Source organism: Hydrogenophaga sp. (genome assembly GCF_050182545.1).
Classification (GTDB): Bacteria; Pseudomonadota; Gammaproteobacteria; order Burkholderiales; family Burkholderiaceae_C; genus Hydrogenophaga.
In genome coordinates this window covers 222,120-245,797 of record NZ_JBFXCD010000001.1, presented here as the reverse complement: position 1 = coordinate 245,797, position 23,678 = coordinate 222,120, and the positions used below count along the sequence as shown (strand labels likewise).

General features: G+C 67.4%; 27 protein-coding genes, 1 pseudogene and 1 riboswitch. Of the genes and pseudogenes, 14 read left to right on the top strand and 14 right to left on the bottom strand.

Annotation, left to right across the window (positions count from 1 at the left end; translation table 11 throughout):
- Positions 1 to 33 precede the first annotated feature (33 nt).
- Positions 34 to 1,527, top strand: coding sequence for a xanthine dehydrogenase small subunit (gene xdhA, locus AB7P10_RS01230; RefSeq protein ID WP_428292009.1), 1,494 nt, complete (start codon positions 34 to 36; stop codon positions 1,525 to 1,527).
- Positions 1,524 to 3,830, top strand: coding sequence for a xanthine dehydrogenase molybdopterin binding subunit (gene xdhB / locus AB7P10_RS01225; RefSeq protein ID WP_428292008.1), 2,307 nt, complete (start codon positions 1,524 to 1,526; stop codon positions 3,828 to 3,830). Before xdhA ends, xdhB begins: the two co-directional genes overlap by 4 nt.
- Before the next feature lie 57 nt (positions 3,831 to 3,887).
- Here the strand turns inward: xdhB and AB7P10_RS01220 are convergent, their stop codons facing one another.
- A complete protein-coding gene (locus AB7P10_RS01220; protein ID WP_428292007.1) occupies positions 3,888 to 4,709 on the bottom strand; it encodes a DUF72 domain-containing protein in 822 nt (273 codons plus the stop codon).
- A 220-nt stretch (positions 4,710 to 4,929) separates the two neighbouring features.
- On the opposite strand from AB7P10_RS01220, the gene AB7P10_RS01215 reads away from it, so the two are divergent.
- Positions 4,930 to 6,273: a YhjD/YihY/BrkB family envelope integrity protein gene (locus tag AB7P10_RS01215; protein ID WP_428292006.1), complete on the top strand. Its 1,344-nt coding sequence runs from the start codon at positions 4,930 to 4,932 to the stop codon at positions 6,271 to 6,273.
- Between the two features lie 12 nt (positions 6,274 to 6,285).
- Here AB7P10_RS01215 and AB7P10_RS01210 read toward each other — a convergent pair whose 3' ends face one another.
- Entirely contained in the window at positions 6,286 to 6,423 is a 138-nt protein-coding gene (locus AB7P10_RS01210; protein ID WP_428292005.1) for a hypothetical protein, read from the bottom strand.
- Positions 6,424 to 6,873: an NAD(P)H-dependent oxidoreductase gene (locus tag AB7P10_RS01205; protein ID WP_428292004.1), complete on the bottom strand. Its 450-nt coding sequence runs from the start codon at positions 6,871 to 6,873 to the stop codon at positions 6,424 to 6,426.
- Positions 6,874 to 6,975: 102 nt separating this feature from the next.
- On the opposite strand from AB7P10_RS01205, the gene AB7P10_RS01200 reads away from it, so the two are divergent.
- Entirely contained in the window at positions 6,976 to 7,557 is a 582-nt protein-coding gene (locus tag AB7P10_RS01200; protein WP_428292003.1) for a TetR/AcrR family transcriptional regulator, read from the top strand.
- Between the two features lie 9 nt (positions 7,558 to 7,566).
- Here AB7P10_RS01200 and AB7P10_RS01195 read toward each other — a convergent pair whose 3' ends face one another.
- Positions 7,567 to 7,785 (bottom strand): YdcH family protein, encoded by a 219-nt coding sequence (locus tag AB7P10_RS01195; RefSeq protein ID WP_428292002.1) that lies wholly within the window; start codon positions 7,783 to 7,785, stop codon positions 7,567 to 7,569.
- 285 nt (positions 7,786 to 8,070) lie between these two features.
- Here AB7P10_RS01195 and AB7P10_RS01190 point away from each other — a divergent pair, with 285 nt between their 5' ends.
- The 4 genes from AB7P10_RS01190 to AB7P10_RS01175 all read left to right on the top strand — a co-directional run bounded on the left by AB7P10_RS01190 (position 8,071) and on the right by AB7P10_RS01175 (position 9,628).
- Positions 8,071 to 8,541 carry a MarR family winged helix-turn-helix transcriptional regulator gene (locus AB7P10_RS01190; protein WP_428292001.1) on the top strand — a complete coding sequence of 157 codons (471 nt, stop codon included), beginning with the start codon at positions 8,071 to 8,073 and terminating at the stop codon, positions 8,539 to 8,541.
- A 25-nt stretch (positions 8,542 to 8,566) separates the two neighbouring features.
- The gene (locus AB7P10_RS01185) at positions 8,567 to 8,962 is read left to right on the top strand and encodes a DUF1398 domain-containing protein (protein WP_428292000.1); all 396 of its coding nucleotides are present in this window, start codon (positions 8,567 to 8,569) and stop codon (positions 8,960 to 8,962) included.
- A gap of 97 nt (positions 8,963 to 9,059) precedes the next feature.
- Positions 9,060 to 9,260 (top strand): hypothetical protein, encoded by a 201-nt coding sequence (locus tag AB7P10_RS01180; RefSeq protein WP_428291999.1) that lies wholly within the window; start codon positions 9,060 to 9,062, stop codon positions 9,258 to 9,260.
- 68 nt (positions 9,261 to 9,328) lie between these two features.
- The gene (locus tag AB7P10_RS01175) at positions 9,329 to 9,628 is read left to right on the top strand and encodes a hypothetical protein (RefSeq protein WP_428291998.1); all 300 of its coding nucleotides are present in this window, start codon (positions 9,329 to 9,331) and stop codon (positions 9,626 to 9,628) included.
- 52 nt (positions 9,629 to 9,680) lie between these two features.
- Here AB7P10_RS01175 and AB7P10_RS01170 read toward each other — a convergent pair whose 3' ends face one another.
- The 8 genes from AB7P10_RS01170 to AB7P10_RS01135 form a co-directional block, all read right to left on the bottom strand.
- On the bottom strand, positions 9,681 to 10,151 hold the full coding sequence (locus AB7P10_RS01170) for an MAPEG family protein (RefSeq protein ID WP_428291997.1): 471 nt from the start codon (positions 10,149 to 10,151) through the stop codon (positions 9,681 to 9,683).
- 73 nt (positions 10,152 to 10,224) lie between these two features.
- Complete coding sequence (locus AB7P10_RS01165) at positions 10,225 to 10,524, bottom strand: addiction module antidote protein (protein ID WP_428291996.1); 300 nt, start codon at positions 10,522 to 10,524, stop codon at positions 10,225 to 10,227.
- Entirely contained in the window at positions 10,521 to 10,823 is a 303-nt protein-coding gene (locus tag AB7P10_RS01160; protein ID WP_428291995.1) for a type II toxin-antitoxin system RelE/ParE family toxin, read from the bottom strand. Before AB7P10_RS01160 ends, AB7P10_RS01165 begins: the two co-directional genes overlap by 4 nt.
- A 71-nt stretch (positions 10,824 to 10,894) precedes the next feature.
- Positions 10,895 to 11,551, bottom strand: coding sequence for a hypothetical protein (locus AB7P10_RS01155; protein WP_428291994.1), 657 nt, complete (start codon positions 11,549 to 11,551; stop codon positions 10,895 to 10,897).
- 780 nt (positions 11,552 to 12,331) lie between these two features.
- Complete coding sequence (locus AB7P10_RS01150; RefSeq protein ID WP_428291993.1) at positions 12,332 to 13,453, bottom strand: MBL fold metallo-hydrolase; 1,122 nt, start codon at positions 13,451 to 13,453, stop codon at positions 12,332 to 12,334.
- 16 nt (positions 13,454 to 13,469) lie between these two features.
- The gene (gene upp / locus AB7P10_RS01145) at positions 13,470 to 14,099 is read right to left on the bottom strand and encodes a uracil phosphoribosyltransferase (RefSeq protein WP_428291992.1); all 630 of its coding nucleotides are present in this window, start codon (positions 14,097 to 14,099) and stop codon (positions 13,470 to 13,472) included.
- A 37-nt stretch (positions 14,100 to 14,136) separates the two neighbouring features.
- On the bottom strand, positions 14,137 to 15,414 hold the full coding sequence (locus AB7P10_RS01140) for a URC4/urg3 family protein (RefSeq protein WP_428291991.1): 1,278 nt from the start codon (positions 15,412 to 15,414) through the stop codon (positions 14,137 to 14,139).
- Positions 15,411 to 16,712, bottom strand: coding sequence for a GTP cyclohydrolase II (locus AB7P10_RS01135; RefSeq protein ID WP_428291990.1), 1,302 nt, complete (start codon positions 16,710 to 16,712; stop codon positions 15,411 to 15,413). The genes AB7P10_RS01140 and AB7P10_RS01135 overlap by 4 nt, the downstream gene beginning before the upstream one ends.
- Positions 16,713 to 16,815: 103 nt before the next feature.
- A riboswitch (TPP riboswitch) is annotated at positions 16,816 to 16,927 on the top strand.
- A gap of 109 nt (positions 16,928 to 17,036) precedes the next feature.
- On the opposite strand from AB7P10_RS01135, the gene thiC reads away from it, so the two are divergent.
- From thiC to AB7P10_RS01120, 3 genes and pseudogenes are all read left to right on the top strand, one after another.
- Entirely contained in the window at positions 17,037 to 18,920 is a 1,884-nt protein-coding gene (gene thiC, locus AB7P10_RS01130; RefSeq protein WP_428291989.1) for a phosphomethylpyrimidine synthase ThiC, read from the top strand.
- A 10-nt stretch (positions 18,921 to 18,930) separates the two neighbouring features.
- Positions 18,931 to 19,158 (top strand): annotated as a pseudogene (locus tag AB7P10_RS01125) (DUF1653 domain-containing protein); the annotation flags it as partial.
- 15 nt (positions 19,159 to 19,173) lie between these two features.
- Positions 19,174 to 19,401: an oxidoreductase-like domain-containing protein gene (locus AB7P10_RS01120; protein ID WP_428292181.1), complete on the top strand. Its 228-nt coding sequence runs from the start codon at positions 19,174 to 19,176 to the stop codon at positions 19,399 to 19,401.
- A gap of 4 nt (positions 19,402 to 19,405) precedes the next feature.
- Here the strand turns inward: AB7P10_RS01120 and AB7P10_RS01115 are convergent, their stop codons facing one another.
- Positions 19,406 to 20,500 carry a PA0069 family radical SAM protein gene (locus AB7P10_RS01115; RefSeq protein ID WP_428291988.1) on the bottom strand — a complete coding sequence of 365 codons (1,095 nt, stop codon included), beginning with the start codon at positions 20,498 to 20,500 and terminating at the stop codon, positions 19,406 to 19,408.
- A gap of 55 nt (positions 20,501 to 20,555) precedes the next feature.
- On the opposite strand from AB7P10_RS01115, the gene AB7P10_RS01110 reads away from it, so the two are divergent.
- The 3 genes from AB7P10_RS01110 to AB7P10_RS01100 are packed head-to-tail and all read left to right on the top strand — an operon-like array spanning position 20,556 to position 22,742.
- A complete protein-coding gene (locus AB7P10_RS01110; RefSeq protein WP_428291987.1) occupies positions 20,556 to 21,524 on the top strand; it encodes an ABC transporter ATP-binding protein in 969 nt (322 codons plus the stop codon).
- The gene (locus AB7P10_RS01105) at positions 21,521 to 22,291 is read left to right on the top strand and encodes an ABC transporter permease (RefSeq protein ID WP_428291986.1); all 771 of its coding nucleotides are present in this window, start codon (positions 21,521 to 21,523) and stop codon (positions 22,289 to 22,291) included. Before AB7P10_RS01110 ends, AB7P10_RS01105 begins: the two co-directional genes overlap by 4 nt.
- A 22-nt stretch (positions 22,292 to 22,313) precedes the next feature.
- Positions 22,314 to 22,742 carry a VOC family protein gene (locus AB7P10_RS01100; protein WP_428291985.1) on the top strand — a complete coding sequence of 143 codons (429 nt, stop codon included), beginning with the start codon at positions 22,314 to 22,316 and terminating at the stop codon, positions 22,740 to 22,742.
- Positions 22,743 to 22,762: 20 nt separating this feature from the next.
- Here AB7P10_RS01100 and AB7P10_RS01095 read toward each other — a convergent pair whose 3' ends face one another.
- Complete coding sequence (locus AB7P10_RS01095) at positions 22,763 to 23,653, bottom strand: LysR substrate-binding domain-containing protein (RefSeq protein WP_428291984.1); 891 nt, start codon at positions 23,651 to 23,653, stop codon at positions 22,763 to 22,765.
- Between the last annotated feature and the right edge of the window lie 25 nt (positions 23,654 to 23,678).

The window sequence follows — 23,678 nt, the reverse complement described above, 5'->3', positions numbered from 1 at the left end:
TTGTGCCATGGGGGCAGCGCTATGCTGGCACGCATGACCTCCGAAACATCCGCACAAACCCTGAGCTTCCTGCGGCGCGGCCAGCCCGTGACGCTGCACCACGTCGCGCCCGACCGCACCCTGCTGGAGGTGCTGCGCGAAGACCTGCACTGCACCGGCACCAAGGAGGGCTGCGGCGAAGGCGACTGCGGCGCCTGCACCGTGGTGCTGGGCGAGGCGGTCGGCGGGAAGCTGGAATACAAGGCGATCAACAGCTGCATCCGGCTGGCGCACTCGGTCAACGGCATGGCGGTGTTCACGGCCGAAGACATCGCGGCGCCCTCGGGCGAACTGCATCCCTCGCAGGAAGCCATGGTGCAGTGCCACGGCAGCCAGTGCGGCTTCTGCACCCCGGGCTTTGTCATGAGCCTGTTCGGGATGTACCAGAACACGAAGGGCGGCCAGGGCATTGACCGCGCCCGGGCCCAGGCCGACCTCTCGGGCAATCTGTGCCGCTGCACCGGCTACCGCCCCATCCTCGATGCGGCGCAGCAGATGGGGGACCTTCCCCTGCCCGCCGGCTGCGGCGTGGACGAAGCCGCCACGGTGGCCGCGCTCAAAAAGCTGCGGCCCGCGCAGGCGGACCACTACCTGCGCCCCACCAGCCTGGCCGCCCTGCTCCAGGCCCGCGCCGCGCACCCGAAAGCCCAGGTGGTGGCCGGCTGCACCGACGTGGGCCTGTGGGTCACCAAGATGCACAAGCGCTTCCCCCGCGTGCTGGACGTGACCGCCGCGGCCGAGCTGCGCCGCGTGGAGGCCTATCCGCACCACATCGCCGTCGGCGCGGCCGTGACGCTGACCGACGCCTACGCCGCGCTGGTGCAGGACCGCCCGCAACTCCAGACCTTCGCCCAGCGCTTTGCCGGCCTGCCGGTGCGCAACTCGGGCACGCTGGGCGGCAACGTGGCCAACGGCTCGCCGATTGGCGACTCCATGCCGCTGCTGATTGCGCTGGGGGCCCACGTGGTGCTGATGCGCTGGGATGCCAAGCGCGGCCAGATCGCCCACCGGGAAATGCCGCTGGAGGACCTGTACACCGGCTACCGGCAGAACGTGATGCAGCCGGACGAGCTGTTGTGCTGGATCAAGGTGCCCCGGCCGCAGGATGGCGAATTCATGCGCGTCTACAAGATCAGCAAGCGCTTCGACGACGACATCTCCGCCGTCTGCCTGGCCATCCGCATGGCGGTGGAAGACAGTGTGGTGACCGCGGTGTCCATCGGTGCCGGCGGCGTGGCCGCCACGCCGACGCGCGCGCGCCGGACCGAAGCCGCCCTGCTCGGCCAGCCCTGGACGGCCGAGACCGTGCGCACCGCCACCACCGCCCTGCGCGCCGAATTCCAGCCCATCTCCGACATGCGCGCCAGCGCCGCCTACCGGCACACCGTGCTGGGCAACCTGCTGCAGCGTTTCTGGCTGGAGAGCCAGGGCCTGCAGCACATCAACCTGGAAACCCTCAATGCGGCAACGCTGGAGGCCCTGGCATGAACGCGCCCGACAAGATCACGGCCCTGACCAGCCCGGGCCCACGCGCCGCCGGCGTCTCGCGCTTCCACGAAAGCGCGCGCGCCCAGGTGGCCGGGGGCGCGACCTACATCGACGACATCCCTGAAGTGCGCGGCACCCTGCACGCCGCCCCGGTGTGTTCGGCCATCGCGCACGGCAGGCTGCGCGGCATGGACGCGTCCGCCGCGCTGGCGCTGCCCGGCGTGCGCGGTGTCTTCGGCGCGGCCGACATCCCCGGCGACAAGACGCTGGCCGCCTTCGCGCACGACGAGCCCGTGTTCGCCAGCGACACCGTGCAGTTCATCGGCCAGGTGGTGGCCGTGGTGGTGGCCGACGACGTGAAGACCGCGCGCCGCGCCGCGCGCCTCGTGCGCCTGGACATCGAGCCCCTGCCCCCCGTGCTCACGGTGCACGAGGCGCACGCACAGAAGAGCTACGTGCTGCCGCCGGTGCATGTGAAGCGCGGCGATGCCCAGGCCGCGCTGGCGCGCGCGCCGAACGTGCTGGAAGGCGCCTTCGAGATCGGCGGCCAGGAGCACTTCTACCTGGAGGGCCAGGTCGCCTACGTGCTGCCGCTGGAGCAGGACCAGTGGTGGGTGTACTCCAGCACCCAGCACCCGGGCGAGGTGCAGCACTGGGTGTCGCATGCGCTGGGCCTGCACAACCACGCCGTCACGGTGGAGTGCCGGCGCATGGGCGGCGGCTTTGGCGGCAAGGAAACGCAGGCCGGCCACCTGGCCGTGTGGGCCGCCGTGGCGGCGCGCCAGCTGCAGCGCCCGGTCAAGCTGCGGCTGGACCGCGACGACGACTTCATGATCACCGGCAAGCGCCACCCCTTCGCCTACCGCTACCGCGCCGGCTTCGACCCCAGCGGCCTGCTCTGCGGTCTCGATCTTGAGATGCTGGCCAACTGCGGCTTCAGCGCCGACCTCTCCGGCCCCGTGGCCGACCGCGCGATCTTCCACGCCGACAACGCCTACTTCCTGGAAGACGTGGCCATCAGCTCCTACCGCTGCAAGACGAACACGCAAAGCCACACCGCCTTCCGCGGCTTCGGCGGCCCTCAGGGCGTGATCGTGATCGAGCGCATCCTCGGCGACATCGCCCGCCATCTCGCCATGGACCCGCTGGACGTGCGCCTGCGCAACCTCTACGGCGTCGAAAGCCGCAACGTCACGCACTACCAGATGAAGGTGGAGGACAACATCCTCGAACCGCTCATGACCACGCTGGCGCAGACCAGCCGCTACCGCGAGCGCCGCGGCGAGATCGCGGCCTGGAACGCGCAGAGCCCGGTCATCCGCAAGGGCATCGCGCTCACCCCGGTGAAGTTCGGCATCAGCTTCACCGCCACGCTGTTCAACCAGGCCGGCGCGCTGGTGCACGTGTACACCGACGGCAGCGTGCAGGTGAACCACGGCGGTACCGAGATGGGCCAGGGTCTCAACACCAAGGTGGCCGCCATCGTGGCCGACGAACTTGGCGTGCCCTTCGAGCGCGTGCTCTCCACCGCGTCCGACACCAGCAAGGTGCCCAACGCCAGCGCCACCGCCGCCAGCAGCGGCACCGACCTGAACGGCCGCGCCGCCCAGTTCGCCGCGCGCCACGTGCGCGACAACCTCGCCGCCTTCGTCGCCGGCCTGGACGGCTGCGGCGCGGGCGCGGTGCGCTTCGAGGGCGGTCAGGTGATCTCGCCCAAGACCACCCGCGCGTTCAACGACGTGGTGAGCGCGGCCTACGCCAACCGCATCCAGCTCTGGAGCGACGGCTTCTACCGCACGCCCAAGATCCACTACGACAAGACCACCCTCACCGGCCGGCCGTTCTACTACTTCGCCTACGGCGCGGCCGTCACCGAAGTCGCCATCGACACCCTCACCGGCGAGAGCCGCGTGCTCAAGGTCGACATCCTTCACGACGTGGGCCACAGCATCAACCCGGCCATTGACATCGGCCAGATCGAAGGCGGATTCGTGCAGGGCATGGGCTGGCTCACCACCGAGCAGTTGGTGTGGAACGACAAGGGCTACCTGCAGACCCACGCCCCCAGCACCTACAAGATCCCCGCCACCGGCGACGTGCCCGAACACTTCAGGGTGGAGCTCTGGCCCGAGGCCAACCGCGAGGACAACGTGCACGGCAGCAAGGCCGTGGGCGAGCCGCCCTTCATGCTGGCCATCAGCGTGTTCGAGGCGCTGCGCGACGCCGTGGCCCAGGCGGGCGGCCAGCCCGAGGGGATGCATGCGCCTGCGACGGCGGAAGAGGTGCTGAAGGCCCTGGGTTGAGGCGGATCACAGGAAGCGAGCGACCCGGCAACAGCTTGCGAGATGCGGCCGCACCGGTCAGGAGGGCGCCTTCAACCGTTCGATCAATGCCATTGCCGCGGCTGGCGCGCGCTCCTTCGCGCCGCTGATGAAGAACATGAACACATCGCGAGCGCCCGCCCTTGTACCGGGCTTGTCCACGCACGGCACGTCGGCGGGCTCACCGCCCGAGGCCCAGGTTCTGGCAGCTTCGGCCCAGCGGTCCAGCGCTTTTGGCGCATAGCCGGTTTTCACCTTCGGGTCGGTGCGCATCATGCGTGCGTAGACGAAGTCACCCGTGAGGTCGGCGAACGAGGGGTAGTCGTCCGAGTCGGTGAACACCGTGGCGCAGCGGTACTTTCGCGCGAGCGCGAGGTATGCCGGGTCCATGAAGCTGCGGTGCCGCACGTCCAGCGCATGGCGCAGCGGCATGCCGTCCACATGGCCGGGCAGCAGTTGCAGAAAGGCCTCGAAGTCCGCCGGGTCGAACAGCTTGGTCGGCGCGAACTGCCACACGATCGGCCCGAGCTTGGGGCCGAGCTCACTCAGTCCACTGCCGATGAAGCGCTCGATCGACCCTCCCGCCTCGGCCAGCACCTGGCGGTTGGTGGCGAAGCGGTTGGCCTTGAGCGAGAACATGAAACCATCTGGCGTCTCATCGCGCCACTTCGCGAAAGTCGGCGGCTTGAAGGTGCTGTAGTACGTGCCGTTGACTTCGATGGCCGTCAGACGCGTGCTTGCATAGGCCAGCTCCTTGCTGTGCGCGAGACCCTTGGGATAGAAGTTGTCGCGCCAGGGTTCGTACGTCCAGCCCCCCACGCCCGACCTGATCGTGCCTGCCGCCGCCGCTTTCCCGACCATGTGCGATCTCCTTGAAATGGATGAATTCACAGCTTCCACAGGATTCTGTACCCACGCGCCGTCTTGACGACGGCTGACTGGGCCGGCGCGCGATGTCGGGTATGCCGCTTGCCGTGCACCCCTGTTGCCGTGGCGCTTCTGCTGCGCTCGCTCCTGAGTTGACCGGCTTGGGGAGCGTGGTACCGTTTGAGGCCGACATTGACTTGGCGAACCGACGCACATGCCCATAGCCTCGCTGAAGGACCGCATTGATACGCTGGTCTGGACACCCGCCCGCGACACCGGCCTGGTGCGGCTGGCTCGCACCGTCCTGATCCTGGGGCGGGACCTCGCCTTCGGGCAGCTCACGCTGCGCGCCATGGGCCTGGTCTACACCACGCTGCTGTCCATCGTGCCCCTGCTCGCACTGAGCTTCTCGGTGCTCAAGGCGTTCGGCGTCACGAACCAGATCCAGCCGATGCTGCTGAACCTGCTCGCGCCGCTGGGCGAGAAAGGCGGCGAGATCGCGCTGCGCATCACCGGCTTCATCGCCAACATGAATGTGGGTGTGCTGGGCGCGGTCGGCCTGGCGCTGCTGCTGTACACGTCGGTTTCACTGATCCAGAAGATCGAGGAGTCGCTCAACTTCATCTGGCATGCGCCGCGGGCGCGCCCACTGGGCGAACGTTTCACGCGGTACCTGACGGTGCTGATGGTGGGGCCCATTCTGGTGTTCTCCGCGCTGGGCGCCACCGCGACCGTGATGAACATCGAGCTGGTGCGCGGCCTCATGGAGGTCGACGTGCTGAGCCAGCTGGCGCAGGCGCTCAGCCGGCTGGTGCCCTACCTGCTGATCACCGCCGCCTTCACCTTCATCTACCTGTTCATGCCGAACACGCGCGTGCGGCTGTTGCCCGCCCTGGTGGGGGGTGCCGTGGGCGGGATCGCATGGCAGACGGCGGGCTGGGCGTTCGCGCTGTTCATCGCCAGTTCGAATAACTACGCGGCCATCTACGCCAGCTTCGCGATCCTGATCCTGTTCATGATCTGGCTGTACCTCAGCTGGCTGGTGCTGCTGTTCGGGGCCAGTGTGGCGTTCTACTTGCAGCACCCCGAGTACCTCTACATGCGCGGCGGCGAACCGCGCCTGAGCAACCGCATGCGCGAACTGCTCGCCCTGTCCATCATGGAACGCGTCGCCAGAAGCTTCATGCATGGCGAGGCGGCGCCGTCGCAGGACGCGCTCACCCAGCACCTGAAGGTGCCGGGGCACGTGCTGATGGTGGTGCTCGACGCCCTCGAGCGCAAGGAACTGGTGGTCGCCACGGCCGATGAGCCGTGCGGGTACCTGCCCTCCCGCAGCCCGGATCGCATCCCGCTTGCCGAGGTGCTGGAAGCGGTGCGCGCCGCCGACGAGGACGGTTTCCTCTCGCCGTCGGCGGTGCCGACACCGGCCGCCGTGGACGGACTGCTCATGCAGCTGCAGCAGGCATCGGCCACCGCGCTGGCGGGCAAGAGCCTGCACGATCTCGTGCGGCAGGACGCCGCCGCGCAGGTGGCGCCTTCGCCGCCGGCTCCGGCCTGAGCGCGCGAACGTTCAGGCCGCCTGGCTGCCCAGCCGCCGCACCTGCGCCACCCAGCGCTGCACCTCCCCCGCCTTCGGTTCGCTCGCCGGCCCCAGGTGGGTCAGGCGGGTCGGCTTGAGGCCGACGAACTCCAGGATCTGCCGGCGCACCTACCAGAGCAGCGCATTCCTGTAGGCCAGCCGCATGAACCAGCCGGGCGTGTCCGAGGTCACCACCACCCGCGCGCTGCGGCCGGTGAGCATGGGCCGGGGCAGACCGATCAGGGTCTTGCTGCGGGTGTCGAAGGCGCGCCCGGGCAGCAGCGCGCGGTCGAACAGGCCCTTGAGCTTGGCGGGCAGGCCGCCCCACCACATCGGCGTGGACATCATGAAGTGCTCGCTCCACGACAGATCCTGCAACAACTGCTCCAGTTCGGGCTCCAGCGGCTTGGGGTCATCAAAGTTGCCCTTGCCGTAGTCGGTGTCGAACCGCAGGTCGTGCAGGTGGGTCAGGCGAACCTCGTGACCGGCCTGGCGCGCGGCGTCGGCATACGCCTCCACCAGGGTGCGGGACAGCGAACGTTCGGCCGGGTGGCCATTGAGGATGAAGATGCGTTTCATGAAGGGCTCCTGTAAAATTGACCGGAGTCAAATTTATAGCCGCTATTTTGACCATGGTCAATTTATTTTGACTTTGGTCACTTTTCGAGTGACGCACGCCCGATGAAAAGAGCCGTCCAGCAACGCACCCTTGAGACCCGCGCCCGCCTGACCTCGGTGGCGCACGAACTCGTGGCCCAGAAGGGCTTCGAGGCCCTGCGCATCGAAGAGGTGGTGCTCGGTGCCGGCGTGGCCAAAGGCACCTTCTTTGCCCACTTCAAGGACAAGGACGAGCTGATGGACCTGCTCATCGGCGAACGCATCAGCGCCCTGCTGGAGCAGATGGCGGCCCGCCCCGCCCCGCGCGACGTGGACCATCTGGTCAGGCGCCTGCTGCCCGTGGTGGACCTGATGGCCTCCGAGCGCTATGTGTTCGACGTGATCCTGCGCCGCTCGGGCGCGGCCGCCCTGGAAGAGATCGGCCCCATCGCCCTGACCTTCGGCCGGCTGGAAGAGATCGTCGGGCAGTGGCTCGAACAGGGCGCGTTCCGCAAAGACGTGCCGAACGACATCCTGGTCGAGGGGGTGGAGGCTTTTCTGGTGCAGACCCTGGCGCTGAACTTCTGCGCCCTGCACCGCGACAAGCGCATGAAGGACCGGCTGCTGCCCTACCTGCGCGCCTGGCTGTCGCCGCCGGGCGGCTGAATCGGCGGCTCAGTCGCCGTTCGCCTTCTTCAGCACGGCGTACAGCTCGTCCTTCAGATGCAGCTTCTCTCGCTTGAGCGCTTCAATCTCCAGCTGGGTGGCCACCTCGGTCCCTTCCTCCATGTTCCAGATCTTCTGATCGAGTTCGTTGTGTTTGTCGAACAGGCGCGTGAAGTGGTGATCCTTGTTCTTCAGGCGGGTGATGAGGTCTCGGTACTCTGGAAACATGGGACTGCCTTTCTCCGTTGAGGGCTGCGGGAATTGCGAACGCGTGGGATGCAAATCGGGCGCCAGCGTTCCTCGGCACCCTCGGACATATTGCGCGCAGCGACCCCGCGCAAACAAGTGCTTTCTGATCAATCGGACCATTTTTTGGGTCAATTTTTGTAATCTTCCCGGGACGGATGCCACCGCATGGCATCCGCCCGCGGAGTCGCACCACGGCGGCGTGCCTGCTTGACGCAGGTTTCCGTGGAAACTAAAATCCCGAAAAAACGTTTCCATGGAAACCTGATGCCCGGCAAACGCAAACCCGCCACGCCTTCGCCCCTGGAAGCCCACCTCGGGTTCTGGCTGCGCTTCGTCTCCAACCATGTCTCCGCCCGCTTTCAGAAGCTGCTGCAGGACGAAGGCATCAGCGTCACCGAATGGGTGGCGCTGCGCACCCTGCTGGGGCCGGAGGGCACCACGCATGCGGCGCTCATCCTGGCGCTGGGCATGTCCAAGGGTGCCGCGTCCAAGGTGATCAGCCGGCTGCAGGACAAAGGCCTGGCCGAGCGCTGGCTGGCCGACGGACGCCAGCGCGAACAGGTGCTGGTGCTCACCGCAGCGGGCCAGGCCCTGGTGCCCCGGCTGGCCGCCCTGGCCGATGCCAACGACGCGCACTTCTTCGGCCACCTGACCGCCACCGAGCGCGAAGGGCTGATGGCCCTGATGCAGGAACTGGTGCAGCACCACCAGCTCACGGAAACGCCCACCCACTGACGCCACCCGAAGGATCCAGCACACCATGCAAGCCAGCACCCGACAAGCGATCCAGGAAACCTTCGACGCCTCGCATGAAGGTCGCATCCATTTCGGCCAGGTGGTCGGCCAGCTCATGGCCGTGCAGGTCGAGTCCTACCACGTGGACTACCGCGCCGGCCGCTCCACCTACTACCTGCCAGGCGGCGAAACACTGGACCTGCCCTTCGATCCCTCCGCCGAAGTGGTGGCGGACGACTTCGATGCGCCGGCCATCCAGGCCGTGATCCAGGGAGCGCAGCAAGGCCGCGTGATGTACCCGGAGTTTCTGCGCCTGTCGCAGCGCGCGGGCTGCGTGGGTTACACAGTCTGGATCGCGGGCCGCCATGTGCGCTACCACGGCCGCCGCGGCGAAAGCCACGTTGAGAAGTTTCCAGATTGAGTCTCCGCAGCAAGGCCGGGGCCACTGGAACCCGGCCGCGAACAGGAGGACAATCGGTCCAGGAGGCGAGGGATCCACCTTTTTCAAGGAGATCACCATGCAACACCACGCCATGCCACCCGACCTGGCCCTGGCCGACCACCCGAAGACCTATTCGGACCCCGAACTCAAGGAATACGCGGACGAGCAGGCCGAGGACATCCTCGAATCCATCGTCCAGTACATGCCCCTGGCCCTGCCGGTCATGGCGGCCATCCTGATCTTCATGCTGGCCTTCATCGCCGTGTTCATGGCCTGACGGCGCCCGCCGCGACCGTGGCACACTTGGCGCGCCCTTCGCGGGCGCATCCCTTTCCACGTGCCACCATGCAATACTCCGTCTCCCACCACAAACTCAAACTCATCCTGGCCGCCCACGGCCTCAAGCCGGGCGACGCCGGTGGCATCGACACCCTGTTCGGCGGCAAGGACGGCTACTACTGGTTCGGCACCGTGCGCGACATGTGCCCGGAGGGCAAGACGCTCTCATGGGAGAACCAGTACGCCATGGTCAACGCCGTGCAGGCGCACGAGAACGCCACGGCCGCAGAAGACGAGATGAAACCCCAGGTGCCCAGCGCGGCAAACATTGCGGCGCTGTCCAAGCTGCTGGCCGACCCGATCTGAGGGCGCGGCACTCCACCCGCCAGCGGTGGACGCCGCTGGAGACGTCGAGCCCTTATCTGGCGAGCAGCTGGACAATGGTGTAACCCACCATGACCAGCACCGCGATGGAACCGATGCTCCAGAACGTGGCGCGGACCTCGTGAAGCTGCGCCGTCGCATACGCCACGAAATGAGCCGCCCTTGAGAGGACGTACCCCCAGATGAGCACCTGGGCCAGAAGCAGGGGCGGAGCCGCCATCACGAACAGAAGCCCGGCGACCAGGAACGCAGGGATGCTCTCCAGGTCATTGAGATTCAATCGGCGAGACCGCTCGACATACTCGTTCGGCTCCAGCTGCGCAAGACTCGGCGAAGGATTCATCGGGCTCTTCTTCGCATCTTCCGGATTCCGAAAGCCCGCGTTCACCTTCATCATGCGGACGACCGTCATCCACGGCTGTAGAAGCAACTTCAGCAGCATGATCGAAGCGGCCAGGGCGTAGGTCCAGAAGACCGTGTTCTCGAGGCTTAGCGATGAGGTCATTCAGACATCTCCAGCAGCAGGGAAAGGAATCGTGCCGCCCACCGAGCCAGGCCGCTCCGCGCGAAGTGGCCACTCAGGCAGGGTGGGCCGTGAACTTGACGCCCAGCGCGCGGGCCACCTTCATGACGGTTTCAAAGCGTGGCTTCGCCCCGGGCGCCAGGGCCTTGTAGAGGCTTTCCCGGCCCAGGCCCGCGTCCCTGGCCACCTGGGCCATGCCCTTGGCTCGCGCCACATCACCGAGCGCGAGGAGCAGCAAGTCGGGATCATCGGCTTCGAGTACCGCGGTCATGTACTCCGCAATGGCCTCGTCATCGTCGAGGTAACGCGCGGCATCGAATGCCACGAGCTTGAGGGGGGCCTTGGTCTTGGTCATAGGTCATCTCCGAGTTCGGACACCAGCTTCAGTGCGTGGCGGATATCGCGTTTCTGGCTCGACTTGTCGCCCGCATTGAGCATGACAACGATCACGCGTCCGCGACGAACGAAGTACAGGCGGTAGCCCGGGCCGTAGTGAACCCTCATCTCGGAAACTTCGCCTTCGACCGCCTGCCAGTCGCCCAGATTCCCAGCTTCTGCCTGCCGCAGACGCGCCGCGATGCGGATCTGAGCGCGCTTGTCCTTCAGCGCGTCGAGCCAGGCGACGAACTCTTCGGTCTGGCGGACGGCAAACATGCCTCAAATGTAGCCATATGGATACAGCTCGTCAAGGGAGATTGTTGTGTGGTCTGACGAATGAAAGGGACTTAAATCAACCGGCCTGCACGAAAACCGGGGCGGTTCACGCCGACGACTGGGCCGATGCTTGCGAAGAAGGTGATGTGTCTTGAGAACCGGAGGAGCCAGAAGGTATGGCTCTCATCGACCCTTGCGTACGCGTAGGAGATGAAGTCAGGTGCGATGGTGTGCCAGCTAAAACTGGGTTCGAACGCGGGTGGAACGATCCAGCGCATGACGCCGGACACAACTGCACTGTCCGGGATAGCCGTTCCGAGCCGATGTTCGTGGGAGAGCCCTCGGACAATGCGGCGGAGGATGAGGTTGAACCTCTCGTCTTCGTCTGGGTAAATCTTGGCGCGTTCTTGTCCGTCCACATGTGCCGGGCGCAGCATTGCGGACAAGTCTTGAATCCGGCGGGAGCCGTCCAATTCGTCGAAACTACGCCAGAGCTTTGCGGTGCGGTTGTCCAGTGGAGCAACCTCAGGATCCCAAATCGAAAGTAGAACGTTTCGAAAGTGGGGCTCAGCGTCCTCCCAGATTGCCTTGCAGGTCTCACACTCCGGAACGGTGATGCGCTTGGCATCAGGCAACGTGTCCGGGTAGATGGACCTGGGGAAGACGTGGCCCTTTCCGCGAGGAACGGCCTTGGAGCCGCAGTAGGCGCATGGTTTGTGCTTGAGCACGGCACGATGTTGGGTTGCGAGGCCTAACGCCTACGTTGACCGGCGGCTTGCGCGGCCTGGGCCGGAAGGGACCATTCGCAGGCCCTGGAGGTCCAGGCTGCGCAAGCTGTCCGGTTGAACTCCAAGTTAGGCAGTCCGCCATCCCTGAAGCGCTTCGCGATCAAACGATTTATTCCCTCTCCGCCCTCTTCGGCTGATATGCAAACTTCGTCTTGATGAAGAGCTGCGCCTGCTCAGGCGTAACGATCTCGTAGGGCCAACCGTAGTATCGATACAGGTAAGGCGTCCCCTCTCGATCTGTCACTTTGCAGTCGACCTTGAACAACGTGCCTGGCGGGTGTGCCTCTCGCATTGCAACTGAGCACTCGAGATTTAGGGAAGTTGACACACCTTGACCCGAGAGTGGTCTCGCCCGAATCTTTCTGGGCGAGCGCTCCCCGACCGCCGCGTACGTTTCGATGATGAAGTATCGGTAGTGGCTCATACGCTGCCGATGCCTAACGCAATGTATCCCGCAGAACCTGCGGGACAAGCTGGACAGTGCGGGATATTCTGGTCACGTCTTCCTCCCCGAAACGTTGATAGATCATGGGGTTTCACGCTTGAGCCTGCTTTTTGTACAGGCGTAACGCAACCATGAAAACCGGCAGCCCCTCTTTCGTATCGACCTGACTCTTGGATCCGCCTCAGGAACACATTCGCGATCCGCACTATAGCCCGCAGGCGAAAAAGGCCTGTCCGGATTGAGGGCGACACCATGCTCCTTTTGCGACCGCCCGCTCAATCCAGCGGCCAAGGCAACCCACGCCGAAGCGCCGGCACCTCAACCGGGTGCGCCGGCGGCACGCCCTGCTCCAGCCCGCGCCACCAGGGCGTCACCACGCCCTCTGCGTGGGCGGGCTCCACCGCTTCGCCCAGGCGCGGCATGAGCAGGGGCACGCCTTGATTGGGCGCCAGGTGCAGCAAGGTCTCGGCGGGTTCGTCCCATTCGTGCATGGCCAGGCTGAAGGTGCCCCAGTGCACGGGCAGGAAGGCGCCGCCGCCCAGAAGGGCATGGGCCTTGAGCGCGTTGACGGGCCCCAGGTGGATATCGCCCCAGGCGGGGTGGAACGCGCCGACTTCGAGCATGACCAGGTCGAACGGGCCGAGGCGTTCGCGGATGGTGGCGTACTCGGTGGTCAGTCCGGTGTCGCCGCTGAAGAACACGCGGTGGCGTTCGGTGTGCATCACCATGGACGACCACAGCGTGGCGTTGCGGTCCTTGAGGCCGCGCCCTGAAAAGTGCTGCGACGGCGCGGCGGTGATGGTCAGGCCCGTGCCGGGCACGCGGTGGCTCTGCCACCAGTCCAGTTCGGTGATGCGCTCGGCCGCCACGCCCCAGGCCTGCAGGTGGGCGCCCACGCCGAGGGATGTCACGAAGGGCACCGCGCTGTGCCGCGCGAGCGCGCGGATGGTGGGGTAGTCCAGGTGGTCGTAGTGGTCATGCGAAATCACGACCACGTCCACCTCGGGCATGTGCCGCAGGCGCAGCGGCACGGGCTGGAAGCGCCGCGGCCCGAGCAGGCGGAAGGGTGACGCGCGCGTGCCCCAGACCGGGTCGGTCAGCACGCGGTGGCCGTCGATCTCGATGAACACGGTGGAATGCCCCAGCCAGGTGGCGCGCAGGCCGCTTTGCACAGGCTGGCTCCAGCGCTCGCGCGGGTCCAGTGCGGGCAGCGGGCCGTCCGGGGTGCGCCGCCCGCCGGAACTCAAAAACTCCTTGAGCGTGGGCCGGGCTGCGGTGCTGTCGCGCAGGCCGGGCGTGATCGGGTGGATGTTGCGAAAACCTTCGCCGTTCCACAGCGGGGACGCGCGCATGCGTTCGAGCCGTTCGCCCTGCGCGCGTTTGCCGAAGCTGTTCATGCCGCGCAGCGATTCTTCATTGCGTGCCGAAGATGCGGTCCCCCGCATCGCCCAGCCCGGGCAGGATGTAGCCGTGGCTGTTGAGTTCGCGGTCGATGGCGGCGGTGTAGATCGGCACGTCCGGGTGCGCCTTGTGCAGCGCGGCGATGCCTTCGGGGCAGGTGAGCAGGCAGACGAACTTGATCGACTTGGGTCGGCACTCCTTCAGGCGGTCCACCGCCGCGATGGCGGAGTTGCCGGTGGCCAGCATCGGGTCGACCACGATCACGTCGCGTTCGTGCATGTCCTTGGGCATTTTGAAGTAGTACTCCACCGCGGTCAGCGTCTTGGGGTCGCGGTACAGGCCGATGTGGCCCACGCGCGCGCCGGGCACCACGCTGAGCATGCCGTCCAGGATGCCGTTGCCCGCGCGCAGGATGGAGACGAACACCAGCTTCTTGCCGTCGATCACCTTGCAGGTCGTGGTCTCCAGCGGCGTCTCGATCTCGATGTCCTGCATGGGCATGTCGCGCGTGACCTCGTAGGTCATGAGCATGGCCATTTCATTGAGCAGGCGGCGAAAGCTGTTGGTGCTGGCGTCCTTGCGGCGCATGAGGGTGAGCTTGTGCTGCACCAGCGGGTGGTCGATGAGGTGGACGTCGTTCAAGGTCATGGTGGGTGCGGGTTGGCGGGGAAGTGGGGATTCAGAACACCGTGCCGTCGCTGGCGATGTGCAGCGGGGGCGCGCCGCCGCGCAGACGCTGCGCGAGCAGGCGGCCGGCGGCCCAGGTGCCGCCCTCGAGCACGCAGGCCAGCGGCATGCGCTCGGGCGGCAGGCCCAGTTCGGCGCGCACCAGCGGCGCGAGCTCGTCGAGCAGGGCCACGGTGAGGGCGCGCCATTCGACGATGAAGACATCGCCCGCCGTCCACACGCGGGTGGCGTGGTCGGCTGGCAGCGGGCGCAGCACGCCGGCGTCGATCAGCAGGCCGCCGTTGCGGTACTCGGGCAGGCCGGTGAGCGCGTCGGGCCCGCGCACCGGCACGCCCGCCCATTCGAAGGGTTCGAGCAGCGAGTAGGTGAGCCACTGCGAGAGCTTGTGGAACGGCATCCACCCGTGCGTGAGGCCGTCGCCCGGCACGTCCGGGTGGCGCCAGCAGTCGCCCAGGGCCTCGCTGTCGATCGCATTCTGCGCGGGCCAGATATCCGAGAGCGTGGTCAGCAGCAGGTCCAGCAGCTCATGCACCTCGACCGAGGGCGCGGCACCGCCACCGAGCGGGTGCAGCAGCGCGTCGAACAGGCCGCCGGGCCGGCCCAGCGGGCCGTAGGTGCCGGGCTGGCGCGCCAGCACCGCACCCAGGCGGCGCAGCAGGTCGGCGCGTCCCTCCAGCCCCACCAGCGGGTTGCTGTCGCTGACCTGGAAGGCCTCGCCCAGTTGCGCGGTGGTCAGCGCGCTCAGGCCGGCGGCGTCCACCTGCAGCGGCTGCTGCGGGTCGCTGGAGAACAGGCCGGCGGTGAAGGCGTGAAAGCTCGCCACGCCCAGGCCTTCGGAGCGCGAGAAGCTTTGCGCGCTGCCCGCCTCGGCGTAGCGCCAGTCGGCGCCCGCGCCGGCGTCCAGCAGCACACTCACCAGCGCCAGGTCGATCTGCGCACGCGCGCGCGTGGCCGCGTCCACCGGGCCGAGCAGCGCGTCCAGCTGGCCCGCGCGGTCCACCTGCCCGGCCTCGAAATGGCGCCAGCGGCTGTGGTACGGGATGCGCAGGTCCGGGAAGCGCGCGCGCGTGAGCTCGGCCACCGTGCGCGCGGCGCCCGCCAGCGCGGCGTCGTTCACCGCGAAGTGCGGGGAGCGGCCGGCGCGGGCGCGCGCCAGCAGGAAGCGCGCGCGTTCGCGCACGGCCACGGTGCTGCGCAGCGCCTGCGCGGCGCCGGCCGGGCGGGTGGTGTCCGGCAGGCCCGCCGGCACGGATTCGGCGAAGCGGGTCATCCGTTGAGCGCCCGCCCCTTGGCGAGCTTGAGTTCTTCGGCGTCGGGCACGGCGCCGGGCGTGAAGTAGCCCGCCGCCATCTTGGCGTCCATCTCCACGCGCGCGTCGGCGGGAATGAGTTCGTCCGGGATGTTCACGCGCACGCCGACCTCGATGCCCGAGCCGGTGATGGCGTCGTATTTCATGTTGCTCATGGACACGAGGCGGTGGATCTTGGTCACGCCCAGCCAGTGCAGCACGTCGGGCATGAGTTCCTGGAAGCGCATGTCCTGCACGCCGGCCACGCATTCGGTGCGGGCGAAGTACTGGTCGGCCGTGTCGCCGCCCACCTGGCGCTTGCGCGCGTTGTAGACCAGGAACTTGGTCACCTCGCCCAGCGCGCGGCCTTCCTTGCGCGAATAGGCCACCAGGCCCACGCCGCCGCGCTGCGCGCCCTGGATGCATTCCTCGATCGCGTGTGTGAGGTAGGGCCGGCAGGTGCAGATGTCGGAGCCAAACACGTCCGAGCCGTTGCACTCGTCGTGCACGCGCGCGGTCAGCTCCACGTCGCGGTTGGCCAGGTCGCGCGGGTTGCCGAAGATGTAGACCGTCTGCCCGCCAATAGGGGGCAGGAACACCTCCAGGTCCGAGCGCGTGACCAGCTCGGGGTACATGCCGCCGGTTTCCTCGAACAGCACGCGGCGCAGCTCGGCTTCCGTGCAACCAAAGCGCCGGGCCACACCGGGCAGGTACCACACAGGCTCGACCGCCACCTTGGTCACCACCGCCGCGCCACCGGGGGTGAGGTACTTGCCGTCGGGCTGCAGCCGGCCCTTCTGCAGCGCCTCGATCACCTCGGGCAGGATCACGTGCGCCTTGGTCACGGCAATGGTGGGCCGGATGTCGTAGCCGGCTTCCAGCTCGTTGGCGTACACGTCGGCAATCACCGCGCCCCAGGGGTCGAGGCTGACGATCTTCTCCGGGTCCGCCCACTGCGGGTAGGGGCCGATGATGTCGGTGGGCGCGGTGTTGGTCAGGTCGGCGCGGTGCTCGCGCTTGAGCGCGCCCGCGGCCACCGCCAGCGCGCGGTACACGCTGTAGCTGCCGCTGTGCGTGCCGATCACGTTGCGGTTGCCGATGTTGAGCGTGGTCCCCACCACCGGCCCGCGCTCGCGCGCCGTGGCCGCGCCCCACTGGATGGGCAGGCCACCAAAACCACCCGAATGCGAGGTCAGCCGAATGTGGCGCGGATGCGGCGAACGGGGCGACGGCGGCACCGCGTCAATGCCGGCTGCGGGAGTGGAAGCGTTGTCAGACATGAAACACCTTGGGTTGCGCCATGCGGCTTGCGTGGGGCTCACGATACGCGTGAGCAAGTTGGATGCCAAGCCCCGCGCGTGTTGGCCGCCGCTGGCTATACTGGCCGCTGCTCCGGGGTGCACGGGTCGAAAGACCCGCGCTGAGATGGCCGCAAGACCAAACCCGCGAACTTGATCCGGTTAGTACCGGCGAAAGAAGAGCGCACGCCACCAGGGCATGCACACCTCCCCGCACCACCCCGCCCCAGGGTGGGTCCGCGCGGGGCGCGTGGTCTGGCGGGCGGTCTCCGGAGCTTGACCCAGCCCCCAACCGGAGACCCCGCCATGAACGCCCCCGACAAGATCCCCTTCGCCGACCAGTTCGCCCGCAGTCGCGAACCCTTCCCCGCCTCCCGCAAGATCCACGTGACCGGGCAACATCCCGGCGTGCGCGTGCCGATGCGCGAGATCGCGCTCACCAACGGCGAGCGCGTCGTGGTGTACGACACCTCAGGCCCCTACTCGGATCCGGCCGCGGCGATCGACGTGAGGCGTGGCCTGCCCGACGTGCGCGGCGCGTGGATCGCCGCGCGCGGCGACACCGAGACCTACGCGGGCCGCACGCGCCAGTCGCTGGACGACGGCGTGAAGAACGAAGCGCACCAGAACGACACCACCGTCGAGCGCATCGAGGCGCTGCGCGCACAGGCCGCCGGCCTGCAGCGCACGCCGCGCCGCGCACGCAGCGGCATGAACGTGACGCAGATGCACTACGCGCGCCGCGGCATCGTCACGCCCGAAATGGAATACGTGGCCCTGCGGGAGAACGGCCGGCGCGAATGGATGGCCGGGTACCTGGCCGACGCAGGACGTGAGGCGCGACTCAAGGGCAATCCCATGGGCGCGCGCATCCCCGAGCTGATCACACCCGAGTTCGTGCGCGACGAGGTGGCACGCGGGCGCGCCATCATCCCGGCCAACATCAACCACCTCGAGGTCGAGCCCATGGCCATCGGCCGCAACTTCCTCGTGAAGGTCAATGCCAACATCGGCAACTCGGCCGTCACCTCCAGCATCGAGGAGGAAGTGGACAAGCTGGTGTGGGCCATCCGCTGGGGCGCGGACAACGTGATGGACCTCTCCACCGGCAAGAACATCCACACCACGCGCGACTGGATCGTGCGCAACTCACCCGTGCCCATCGGCACGGTGCCGATCTACCAGGCGCTGGAGAAGGTCGGTGGCGTGGCGGAGGACCTGACCTGGGCGATCTACCGCGACACGTTGATCGAACAGGCCGAGCAAGGGGTCGACTACTTCACCATCCACGCCGGCGTGCGCCTGCCGTTCATCCACCTCACGGCCAACCGGCGCACCGGCATCGTCTCGCGCGGCGGCTCCATCATGGCCAAGTGGTGCATCACGCACCACCAGGAGAGCTTTCTCTATACGCACTTCGACGAGATCTGCGAAATCATGAAGGCGTACGACGTGAGCTTCTCGCTCGGCGACGGCCTGCGCCCCGGCAGCGCGGCCGATGCGAACGACGAGGCCCAGTTCGCCGAATTGAAGACCCTCGGCGAGCTCACGCAGACCGCGTGGAAGCACGACGTGCAGACCATGATCGAAGGGCCGGGCCACGTGCCCATGCACCTGATCCAGGCCAACATGGACGAGCAGCTGAAGCACTGCCACGAGGCGCCCTTCTACACGCTGGGCCCGCTCACCATCGACATCGCGCCCGGCTACGACCACATTGCCAGCGCCATCGGCGCGGCCATGATCGGCTGGATGGGCACGGCCATGCTGTGCTACGTGACACCGAAGGAACACCTGGGCCTGCCCGACCGCGACGACGTGAAGCAGGGCCTGATCGCCTACAAGATCGCGGCGCACGCGGCCGACATCGCCAAGGGCCACCCCGGTGCCCGTGCGCGCGACGACGCCATGAGCAAGGCGCGCTTCGAGTTCCGCTGGCACGACCAGTTCAACCTCGGCCTGGACCCGGACACCGCGCGCGATTTCCACGACGAGACCCTGCCGAAAGACAGCAGCAAGGAGGCTCACTTCTGCAGCATGTGCGGGCCGAAGTTCTGCTCGATGAAGATCACGCAGGACGTGCGCGACTTCGCGGAACAAGGCATGGCGGAGAAATCGGCGGAGTTCAGGGCCGCGGGCGGTGAGTTCTACGTGCCGGTGTCATCGATCCCGAAAAAGACCGGCGCATAAACTCGCCGCCATGACCGACGACGACCTGCCCCCGCTGGTGCCCACGCCCCCCGGCCTGTACCGCCACTACAAGGGCGGCTGGTACGAGGTGCTGGAAACCGTGCGCTGCAGCGAAACCCTGCAGGGCATGACGCTGTACCGCGCGCTGTACGGCGGCTGGGGCCTGTGGGTGCGGCCGGCGGCGATGTTCGCCGAGGCGGGCGTGTTCGAGGGGCGCGAGCAGCCGCGCTTCACGCGGCACGACCCGGCGCAGGTGCCGCTGGCCGACCTGCCCACCGCGCAAGCGCTGATCGCCCACCTGCGGGGGCTGGCGCAACGGCGCGGCATCGACCTGGATGCCGCCCTGCGCCCGCCGCCGCCCGAGCCCCAGACCTGCTGCGGGCGCGGCTGCAACGGCTGCGTGTGGGAGGGCTACTACACCGCGCTGCACCACTGGCGCGAGGACGCGCTGGCGCGACTGCCGGCGCCGGCGGATCGATGAACACTCAGAACAGCTCCTGCTGCGCGCGCAACGCCTGCGGCTGAAACCGCGAGGTGTCCAGCGGCTCGCGCTCGGTGTGGTAGCCCAGCCGGGCGCAGGCCTTGTCGAACCGCTGGCGGATCAGGTCGGCCCAGATGCCCGCGCCCTTCATGCGCTGCGCGAAGTTCGCGTCGTAGTCCTTGCCGCCGCGCATCTCCTGCACGCGCGCCATCACGCGCGCGGCGCGGTCCGGGTAGTGCAGGTCCAGCCAGTGGCGGAACATCGGGCTCAGTTCCCAGGGCAGGCGCAGCACGGTGTAGAAGGCGCGGCGCGCGCCCGCCTCCCGCGCGGCTTCGAGCACCTGCTCCATGTCCTCGTTGATGAAGGGAATCTGCGGCGCCACGCTCACGCCCACCGGTATACCGGCCTCGGCCAGCGCGCGGATGGTGCGCAGGCGGCGGTGGGGCGCCGCGGCGCGCGGCTCCAGGATGCGCGCGAGCTTCGCATCCAGCGTGGTGACGGTGACGTACACCGCCGCCAGCCCCTGAGCGGCCATGGGCGCGAGCAGGTCGATGTCGCGTTCCACGCCACTGCCCTTGGTCACGATGGCCAATGGGTGCCGCGCCTGGGCCAGCACCTGCAACACATCGCGCATGAGTCGCAGCTCGCGTTCGACCGGCTGGTAGGCATCGGTCACCGTGCCGATGGCCAGCAAGCCGGGCACATGGCGCGGGCTGGCGAGTTCACGCTGAAGCACGGCCGCGATGTTGCGCTTGGCGATCAGCTTGGTCTCGAAGTCCAGACCGGGCGAGAGGTTGAGGTAGCTGTGCGTGGGCCGCGCATAGCAGTACACGCAACCGTGCTCACAGCCCCGGTAGGGATTGAGGCCGAGGTCGAAGCCGACGTCGGGCGAGTCGTTCTTCGTGATCGCGCTCTTGCAGTCTTCCCACGTCACCTCGGTGGCCGGGGTCGGTGACTCGCCGCGCGCCAGGGCCTGTTCGTCGAGCGCGCCCCAGCCGTCGTCGAAGGCCTCGCGCGCGTCGCGCTGGAAGCGGTGCGGCTGCTGGCGGCTGATGCCGCGGCCCTTGATGGCCTGAATCGGAATGTGGACGTTTTCCATGGCACCGAACACTGTACACAAAACCAGTGTAGAGTGCAGCGCTTCAGGAGGCTCCATGACCATGAATTCCACGGCGGCACCACCCGTCGACCCCATCGTGTCCGTGCGCGGTGTGAGCAAGACCTACGCGGGCGGTTTCCAGGCCTTGAAACGCGTCGACCTCGACATCCGTCGCGGCGAGATCTTCGCCCTGCTGGGCCCCAACGGCGCGGGCAAGACCACCCTCATCAGCATCGTCTGCGGCATCTCCAGCGCCACCGAAGGCGCGGTGACGGCCGATGGCTTTGATACGGTGCGCGACTACCGCGCCGCGCGCGCGGCCATCGGCCTGGTGCCGCAGGAGCTGCACACCGACGCCTTCGAATCGGTCTGGGCCACGGTCAGCTTCAGCCGCGGCCTGTTCGGCAAGGCGCCCGATCCGGCCTACATCGAGAAGGTGCTGCGCGACCTCTCGCTCTGGGACAAGAAGGACAACAAGATCATGACGCTCTCTGGCGGCATGAAGCGGCGCGTGCTGATCGCCAAGGCCTTGTCGCACGAGCCAAAGATCCTGTTCCTGGACGAGCCCAGCGCCGGCGTGGACGTGGAGCTTCGGCACGACATGTGGCGCATGGTGCGCGAGCTGCGCGAGCGCGGCACCACCATCATCCTCACCACCCACTACATCGAGGAAGCCGAAGATATGGCCGACCGCATCGGCGTGATCAACCACGGCGAACTCATCCTGGTGGAAGACAAGCATGTGCTCATGCGCAAGCTGGGCAAGAAGCAGCTCACGCTCAGCCTGCAACACGCGATGGACCGCGTGCCCGAGGCGCTCGCGCGCTGGCCGCTGGAGCTGTCGGCGGGCGGCCACACGCTCACCTACACCTTCGACTCGCAGAAGGACGACAGCGGCATCCCGGAGCTGCTGCGCGACCTGGCCGAACACAACATCGCCTTCAAGGACCTGCAGTCCAGCGAAAGCTCGCTCGAGGACATCTTCGTCAGCCTCGTGCGCAAACCCCAGGAGGCACGCGCATGAGCCGGCTCAACATCCATGGCATCCGGGCCATCTACCGCTTCGAGATGGCGCGCACCTTCCGCACCATCACCCAGAGCATCGTCGCGCCGGTGCTCACCACCTCGCTGTATTTCATCGTCTTCGGCACCGCCATCGGTTCGCGCATGGGCAACATCGACGGCGTCACCTACGGCGCCTTCATCATTCCCGGGCTGGTCATGCTCTCGCTGCTGAGCGAGAGCATCTCCAACGCCTCTTTCGGCATCTACATGCCCAAGTGGTCGGGCACCATCTACGAGCTGCTGTCCGCGCCGGTGTCCTGGATCGAGGTGCTGCTGGGCTACGTCGGCGCGGCGGCCACCAAGTCGGTCATGCTCGGCCTGCTCATCCTGCTGACCGCGCGCTTCTTCGTGCCGTATCACATTGCGCACCCGCTCTGGATGATCGGCTTCCTGCTGCTCACCGCCGTCACCTTCAGCCTGTTCGGTTTCATCATCGGCCTGTGGGCGGACAACTTCCAGAAGCTGCAGGTGATTCCGCTGCTGGTGGTCACCCCGCTGACCTTCCTGGGCGGCGCGTTCTACTCCATCAACATGCTGCCGCCGCTGTGGCAGACCGTCTCGCTCGTCAACCCGGTGGTCTACCTCATCAGCGGCTTCCGCTGGGCCTTTTACGGCGTGGCCGACGTGCACATCGCCGTGAGCACCGGCATGACGCTGGTGTTCATGATGGCCTGCCTGGGCTTCATCTGGTGGGTCTTCAAGACCGGATACAGGCTGCGGCGCTGAAGCCGCTTCAGGAAGGCGATCCATGCACCCCCACGTCACCGTCATCACCCTCACCGTGGACGACCTGGAACGCGCCGTCGCCTTCTACCGCGACGGTCTGGGATGGCCCACGCAGGGCATCATCGGCACCGAATTCGAAAACGGCGCAGTGGCCTTCTTCAACTTGCAGGGCGGCCTCAAGCTGGGCCTGTGGCCGCGCCGCAGCCTCGCGGCCGACACCGGCCTGCCTCTGTCGCCGCGGCACGCCGTCGGACTCGATGTCGCGCTGGGCCACAACGTGGGCTCTCGCGACGAAGTGGATGCCGTGATGCGGTTGGTCACGCGGGCGGGCGCACACACCGTGAAGCCGGCGCAGGACACGTTCTATGGCGGCTACGCCGGTTACTTCCGGGACCCGGACGGGCATCTGTGGGAAGTGGTGTTCAACCCGGGGCTGGCCGAACTGGGCTGATCGCGCGCAGGCGCGGCTTCTCATGGCCGGTTGTGCATCAACAGGGCGTGCAGCCCCTGCGCGGCCGACGACAGGGAGCGGTCCGAGCGGCGCACCAGGAACACCTGCCGCCTGAGCCCTGCGGACCGCACCTTGCGCGCCAGCAGGCCGGGCAGGCGGAAATGGAACAGGGTCAGTGACGGCACGATGGTGATGCCCAGGCCCGCCTGCACCATGAACGCCACCGTGCTGAGCTGTTCCAGTTCAAGCACCGTGCGCATGCGCTTGGGATAGATCGCGGCCTCGACGTACTGCCGCACGCTGCTGGACCGTGCCAGCTGGACGACCGAGAAGGCATGCAATTCGCCCAGACGGACGGGGCCACTGGCCGCGGCCAGTGCATGTCCCTCGGGGAACACCACATGAAAGTCATCCGAGCAGAAGCGCTCGGCGCGCAGCTCGGGTGCCTCGGTGCGGGACGAGGCCAGCGCGAAGTCGGCCCGGCCCGAGCGCACACGCTCCAGGCATTCGTCGGACAGCACATCGGCCACGTCGAGTTCGATACCCGGGTAGTCGCGATGAAAGCGCGCGAGCAAGGGAGGCAGCCAGCCCGCGGCCAAAGAGGGCAGCACCGCCAGGGCCACGCGGCCACGCCGGCGCGCCACATGATCGCGCACACCCTCGATGGCCACGTCCGTGTCCTTGAGCAGGCGCTGGGCCGCATCGAGAAACGATTCACCCTCCGCAGTGAGCGCCACATGCCGGGTGGTGCGCTCGAACAGGCGCCCGCCCAGGTTGTCCTCCAGCGCGCGGATCAGCGCGGAGAACGCGGGCTGCGACAGATGGCACAGGGAGGCGGCGCGCGTGAAATTCCGGTGCTCGGCCAGCGCGACGAAGGCCCGCAGTTCTCGGGTGGACAGATTGATCTGCATTCCAGATCAATATATACGAAGTTTG